The organism is Aquisalimonas sp. (assembly GCF_007120195.1).
Lineage (GTDB): Bacteria > Pseudomonadota > Gammaproteobacteria > Nitrococcales > Aquisalimonadaceae > Aquisalimonas.
The window spans coordinates 21,708-27,942 of record NZ_SKOG01000195.1 but is presented as its reverse complement, the minus strand read 5'-3'; the positions used below and the strand labels follow the sequence as shown (position 1 = coordinate 27,942).

At 62.6% G+C, this 6,235-nt stretch carries 5 protein-coding genes, 1 tRNA gene and 1 pseudogene; 3 read left to right on the top strand and 4 right to left on the bottom strand.

Features of this window, described 5'->3' with window-relative positions:
• Positions 1-225, top strand: a pseudogene (locus QZT63_RS13945) (zinc-binding dehydrogenase); the annotation flags it as partial.
• A complete protein-coding gene (locus QZT63_RS13940; protein WP_290652097.1) occupies positions 222-1,271 on the top strand; it encodes a proline racemase family protein in 1,050 nt (349 codons plus the stop codon). The pseudogene QZT63_RS13945 and the gene QZT63_RS13940, both read left to right, overlap by 4 nt.
• 89 nt (positions 1,272-1,360) lie before the next feature.
• On the opposite strand, the gene QZT63_RS13935 is transcribed toward QZT63_RS13940, so the two are convergent.
• Both QZT63_RS13935 and QZT63_RS13930 read right to left on the bottom strand, forming a co-directional pair.
• Positions 1,361-2,392 carry a M14 family metallopeptidase gene (locus tag QZT63_RS13935; protein WP_290652096.1) on the bottom strand — a complete coding sequence of 344 codons (1,032 nt, stop codon included), beginning with the start codon at positions 2,390-2,392 and terminating at the stop codon, positions 1,361-1,363.
• Complete coding sequence (locus QZT63_RS13930; RefSeq protein WP_290652095.1) at positions 2,380-3,819, bottom strand: glutamate-cysteine ligase family protein; 1,440 nt, start codon at positions 3,817-3,819, stop codon at positions 2,380-2,382. Before QZT63_RS13930 ends, QZT63_RS13935 begins: the two co-directional genes overlap by 13 nt.
• A 207-nt stretch (positions 3,820-4,026) precedes the next feature.
• Between QZT63_RS13930 and QZT63_RS13925 the strand changes: the two genes are divergently transcribed.
• Positions 4,027-4,695, top strand: coding sequence for an SOS response-associated peptidase (locus QZT63_RS13925; protein WP_290652094.1), 669 nt, complete (start codon positions 4,027-4,029; stop codon positions 4,693-4,695).
• A 283-nt stretch (positions 4,696-4,978) separates the two neighbouring features.
• Here QZT63_RS13925 and QZT63_RS13920 read toward each other — a convergent pair.
• Together QZT63_RS13920 and queC are read right to left on the bottom strand one after the other, a co-directional pair.
• Positions 4,979-5,054 (bottom strand) — tRNA-Lys (locus tag QZT63_RS13920).
• Between the two features lie 494 nt (positions 5,055-5,548).
• A complete protein-coding gene (gene queC / locus QZT63_RS13915) occupies positions 5,549-6,235 on the bottom strand; it encodes a 7-cyano-7-deazaguanine synthase QueC (protein WP_290652093.1) in 687 nt (228 codons plus the stop codon).

Sequence of the window (6,235 nt, the reverse complement as noted above, 5' to 3'; positions counted from 1 at the left end):
GGCGTCTCCCACGGCACGCGGGAGGAGGCCGAGCAGCTTGTGGCGTGGATCCGATCCGGCCAGTTGAGGCCGGTGCTGCATGCGGCGTTCAAGCTGTCTGATCTGCACAAGGCCGAGGAATACTTCGTCAACCGCGGCAGCAACTACCTGGGCAAGATCGTCATTGTTCCGGACTCGCAGTGGCAGCAGCACGGTGCGCCGTATGCGCTCGAGGGGACACCATGAGCGAAGAACTCACGCTGCAATTAATCGATACCCATGCCGGCGGCGATGTCAGCCGCATCGTGGTCGGGGGCATTGACCCGCTGCCAGGCACGACGGTCAGGCAGCAGATGGAGTATCTGCGCGATGATGCGGACGGCCTGCGTAAACTGCTGCTCAGCGAACCCTACGGCATACCCGAGATGTCGGTGGACCTGATCGTTCCTGCCACCGATCCCGAGGCCGAGTCGGGCTACATCATCATGGAGGTGATGGGTTACCCGATCTATTCCGGCTCCAACACCATCTGCACGGCTACGGCGCTGCTGGAGAGCGGCATGATACCGAAGCAGGAAGGCCACCAACGATTCATACTGGAATCACCGGCGGGGCGAGTTCATATCCAGGCACAGGTGAAAAGCGGCGAGGTGATTGCCATCACCTGCGAGGGGCTGCCCAGCTACATCGACACCTATCAGGCCACCATCCATGTGCCCGCCATTGGCGACGTCCAGTACAGCATTGCCTACAGCGGCGGCTTCTACGCCTTGGTCGATGCCAGCGCCCTGGGGTTTGCCCTGACCCGGGACGAAGAGTCACGCTTGTCGACGTGTGCCCATGCGATTGTTGAAGCGATTCAGGCCCAGAGAGGCTTCTCCCATTACACGCTTGGGGACGTGGGGCCGCTGCCGTTTCTCCACTTCATGGGCCCGGTCGAGCAGGTGGCGGACGACTACTACCGCTCGCGCTCGACCACCTATGTGCACCCGGGCGTGATTTGCCGCAGCACCACGGGCACCGGCACGTCGGCCAGGCTTGCGCTGATGCATTACGAATCCAGCATTAAGCCGGGTGACAAGCTGGAAACGATCTCCCTGCGTGAAACTGGCTTCATCGGCGAATTGACCGGCATACGACAGGACGGCTTGCATCAGGTGGCCGACAACTCCATTACCGGCAGGGCCTATGTACTGGCCCGCTCGGAGATTGTCGTCAACTGCGAGGACCGCATGGTGGAGTGTGTCGGTCTGCACCACATCTTGAGCAGCCGCCACCGATCGGCGCGGTGAGCGACTGGCCAGCCCCCTTTCAGGCAGGGCTGTCTGCGCGCTGTACAGATGACCAAAAAGGGCTTGGAAATCCTGTCTGCCGACTGGGCTCAAAGCGAGTAAGGTTCCATGATATAGCACAGGCAATCCTGATAAATGACGGTAATATCGCGGGTCAGCATGGACATCACGCAGGGTCGCCGGGTCAGTATGCGGTCCCCGTCGTAGCGAATGTAATGCGCAGTCACATCCCGTCCGGCGTTATCGGCCACCGACAGCCCGCGGGCATTGGGCGAGCGCCAGCCGATTAGCGTGTCCGCCGGCAGTGGCTGGAAATTGAGGGTGTCCAGGTCGTTGGGCAAGCAGAGGTCATAGCGCTCCACTTGGCGGCCGAAGGCGATTTGGTCCGCATCGCTCACGGTGACCCTGGCGACCGTATGCAACAACTCAAGGTCTGTTTCCGGGAAAGTGCCGGGCAGCTCGCCTTCTGTTAATAGGGCATCGATGAGGCGCGCCACCCGACTGATGCCCTCAGGTGCTCCGGATAGGCCGCACTCGAGGGTTGCCGCTGGACACAGACGCGAGAGTGCGACGCTCAGTACCTGGTTGGGCTCGGTAAAATACACAAGAATTGAGCTGAACTGCCGGGCCAGGCGGAGGTAGCGCGCGTCGAGCTGATTAATGCAGCCGTAGATCGGGTTTCTGCCGCTGTTGTTATGGACATCGAGTGCGGCAAACGGGGGTTGACGTTCCAGCTCACCCAGCAGCTCCGCCGCCATCCGGCACTCCGGGTGCGTGCCCCCGGCCCAGATGCGGTTGTAATCGGGCTGTCCCGGCAGCCGGCGCACCCCATAGCGGGCGGCCTCGATGTTGCCGACAAATAACCAAAGATCTCTCGGCAGCGCCACGGCGCGTTCCCGGAAGTCCGTGAGCAACCTCTGAATCGCCAGCAGGCCGGTGACTTCATTGCCATGCAATAGCACCGACACAAACAGCGGGGGTTGGCGCTCACCGCGCAGTCGGATGAGCGTTGGGCCTTTGAGCAGAGTGTCCAACCTGTTAACCGGGCAGTCCAGGAAGCCTTCGGGCAAGGCGTCGAGCCGATAGAGCTGCGAGTGGCGCTCCGGGTCTAGATCGTCCATTGGTGAACCGGGACCTGTCTCTGTTGCTGGCAATAATAGGCACGGGTGAGATTCTGGAAATCCCGTCCGTGTCGGGCAACAAAGCGCTTCTGCCAGGCTGAGCCTGTCTGCCCGCTGCGCAGACGTGCCGCTACGATGGCGTGCAGATAGGTATCGATGTCCTCACGGTCAATGCCCAGCTCTCCCAAAGTGTGCGCCGCGGCCGGCACCAGCTCACCGAGCAACAGTTCGCGCAGCTCATGCTCATGGCCATCCAGCCAGAACACCGTCGCCGCCATGCCATGCCGGGCCGCCTGGTAAAAGTTTGCCACATTGTGCTCGAACGCCAGCCGGTGTTCCGGTGCGTCCGCCAGGTCCGCCAGGTAGTGGATCAGGCCATAGAAAAACAGGATGTTGGCTATAACATCCGGCAATGACGGCCCTGCCGGAGTGACCCGGTGTTCCAGCCGCAGGGTGGGGCGCCCTTGTCCGTCGAAATCAACCAGCGGCCGGTTCCAGCGCCAAATCGTGCCATTGTGCAGCCGCAGATGCGCGAGCCGATGGGCGCCATCGGGATGCAGCGCCGGCAGCAGCACGGGGAAGAAATCCCGGTTCTCCCGGAAGATCTCCATCAGCGAATCTTGCACGTAACGGGTGCCAAACGTCGCCCGCTCGATCAAATGCCCTTCGCGGTCATGGAACGCCGGCACGGAGACCGATTGCTCGAACAACGGGATGCGGGATTCCTCCCAGAGCTCCTGGCCGAAGAGGTAGGGAGAGTTGGCGCAGCTGGCCACCATCGGTGCCGCGAGCACGTGGGCGGCGTTGTAAAAACGCACAGCGCGCTCGTTGTCGAGCTGAATATGGATCTGCAACGACGTGGTGGCCGCTTCGGTCATGACGTCGTGATGGACCACCTGCAAACGGTCATGATCGCCGCTGATGTCGATGTTCAGTGGCGTGCCGTGGCGGTGGACCAGCACTTGCTCGTTCAGGGCGTGGTAGCGCTGCAGTGGAGACATGTTCTCCACCGTCATCACGTCGTCTTTTAGCGTGGGCAGGATGCCGATCTGCAATGGAACCAGCCCGAGCGTGTCGGCCTGCTGCTTACAGCGTCCCCATATATCGCGCAGTTGGCGGTGAATTCGCTTAAACATGCGGGCGTGGCGCGGCTGGGGGGTGGTGTTGATCTCGAAATTGAAGCGGGACAGTTCCGGCACCACGAGCGGATCGTTCAGGCCCTGCAGGAAGGCTTCGTTTTCCGCCGCCGCCTGCCAGTCGCGGTCGAGCAGCCACCCTTCCAACTCCAGCCCGCAGACACCGGCGTCCGGGGACAAAGCATTGTCCTGGAACCACTGCTCAAGCTGCTGGGTCTCTTCGTTCAGATGCTGTCTGAAGCGCTGGAATTCTTCCGCGCTGAAACTGGAACGGGTAATCTCTTCGCCCATAGGACTGCTCCGCCACGGTAATCCTGGCTTTGGCTTTCAGGACGGTACTCCGAGTCTATACGCTCGGCCGGTTGCCAGTGCAACAGGGATTCATGGGTTCAAGCAAGGCCCACAGACGCGTTTAGCTCAATCAGGGCGGGCAATGCACAATCCTCTACTGCGCATGGTTACACTGGGGGCAGGATACCGGCGGTCGAGGGGCTGGGCATGTGCGGACGGTTCGTCAGCAAGACAGATGCGGCGATGGAACGGGCGTTCAATGTTACGCCGCGGCAATGGCGCCATGATTGGACGAGCTACAACGTCGCACCTACGCAGATGGTCCCGGTGATCAGGCCGGAAGGCGGGCAACGCGACGGCGTGATGCTCCGGTGGGGGCTGGTCCCCGCATGGGCGGAAGGACAACCGACGAAGTACAGCACCATCAATGCCAGAGCCGAGACCATCGCCACCGCGGCCACCTACCGTGCGCCCTGGAAGCGGGCTCAGCGGTGCATTATCCCGGCTGTCGGCTACTACGAATGGCAAGCTACACCCCACGGGAAGCAGCCGCACTTCATCCACTTGGCCGGGGGTGAACCGTTCGCGTTCTGTGGTCTGTGGGAGGCATCACGGGCACCAGATGGAGCTATCTTGGAGTCTTGCACCATCATTACCGTGCCGGCAAATCCGATGGTTGCAGAAATCCACGCCAAGGGGCGCATGCCTGCCATGGTGACGCCAGAGACCTGCGGCGCTTGGCTTGAAGGAACCCCGGCTGATGCTCAGGCCGTACTGGCACCATTCCCCGCCGAACTGATGGACGCCTATCCGGTCAGCAGCCGCGTGAACTCGCCCAGGAATGACGGCCCGTCGCTTCTCGAACGCGTGGCGTAGGTCCTACGGTGCATGACGCCTACGGCTAATGCCCCCTACGCCTTTCCCCCGCCCACGCGGCCAATCGCAGGATGTAGGGTGGATTAGCGCAGCGTAATCCACCGTGACACACCTGCAAAGCGCCTTTGGCGCGGTTCGCTCAACGGTGCATGACGCCTGTGGCTAATGCCCCTACGCCTTTTCCACGCCTCCGCGGCCAATCGCAGGATATCGGATGGATTAGCGCAGCGTAATCCACCGTGAGGTCTACGGGGCGCTCTCCCTGCGTAAGCCGTTGAATGACTGGTGGGCCGTGCTGGATTCGAACCAGCGACCAGCGGATTAAAAGTCCGATGCTCTACCAGCTGAGCTAACGGCCCGTTGCTCATTGCCTGACCGCGCGAATCATACCCAAACTGATCGGGCTGTCAAACCTGGACGATCACCGGCAGCAATTCCAATTATGGCCTGAAGCCAGAGACTCACGGGCGTCGACGCCGGTGCCATGGCGCGGCTGCTCGTCGGGTGGATTAGGCGAAGCCGTAATCCACCGTCAATGACATGGCGCCGCAGGCGCTCGACTCAAGCTGCGCTTGTGCGCCTTCGGCGCAATTTGTTTGACGGTGCATTACGCTGCCGCTAATGGCACCCTACACCCTTCGATCGGCCGCGGTGCTATGGCATGGCTGCTGTCGGCACTGGAGACGCCGACGCGCATGCCCACGCCGCTGGGTCAGCATCGGCTGCGGATTCCTGCGCTTGCCATCCATACCTAACTGTATGACCGCCTCCATGCCACCGCGGCAATGACGGCCGAGAGCCATGGCCCACGGAAGATCGGTGAAACTAGAACTGCTGGATCACCGGGGGCAGCTCAGCCGGTCGGTTGGTAGCGCGTGGGGTCGGGTACGCCCGCCTCGCGGAAGCCGTCAGCCCGCAGGCGACAGGAGTCGCAGACGCCGCACGCGCGGCCTTCGGCATCGGCCTGGTAGCAGGAGACCGTGCGGCTGTAGTCCACACCGAGGTCGAGCCCGCGGCGGATGATGTCGGCCTTGCTGAGTTCGCTGAGCGGGGCGTGGATGCGGAACGGGCTCTCACCCTCGACACCCGCCCGGGTTGCGAGGTTGGCGGTGGTCTCGAATGCACGGATGAACTCCGGGCGGCAATCCGGGTAGCCCGAGTAGTCCACAGCGTTGACGCCGATAAAGAGATCGGAGGCGCCGATGACCTCGGCATAGCCCAGGGCCAGGGCGAGAAACACCGTATTGCGGGCCGGTACGTAGGTGACCGGGATGCCCTGCGTGGGTGTCTCCGGCACGGCGATACTGGGGTCGGTGAGGGCGGAGCCGCCGATGGCGCCCAGCTCCAGACGGACCCGGCGGTGGTCGGCGGCTCCGAGGGTGCCGGCAATCTCGCTGCATGCGCTCAGCTCGGCCCGGTGGCGCTGGCCGTAGTCGAAGCTGATGGCGTGGCAGCGATAGCCCGCATCCCGGGCCATGGCCAGTACGGTTGCGGAATCAAGCCCACCGGAGAGCAGCACGACGGCGTTGCGCGCCGCCAT

Coding starts and splice junctions, on each gene's coding strand:
- QZT63_RS13940 (WP_290652097.1), top strand. CDS start 222: ATGAGCGAAGAACTCACGCTGCAATTAATCGATACCCATGCCGGCGGC.
- QZT63_RS13935 (WP_290652096.1), bottom strand. CDS start 2,392: ATGGACGATCTAGACCCGGAGCGCCACTCGCAGCTCTATCGGCTCGAC.
- QZT63_RS13930 (WP_290652095.1), bottom strand. CDS start 3,819: ATGGGCGAAGAGATTACCCGTTCCAGTTTCAGCGCGGAAGAATTCCAG.
- QZT63_RS13925 (WP_290652094.1), top strand. CDS start 4,027: ATGTGCGGACGGTTCGTCAGCAAGACAGATGCGGCGATGGAACGGGCG.
- queC (WP_290652093.1), bottom strand. CDS start 6,235: ATGGCGGCGCGCAACGCCGTCGTGCTGCTCTCCGGTGGGCTTGATTCC.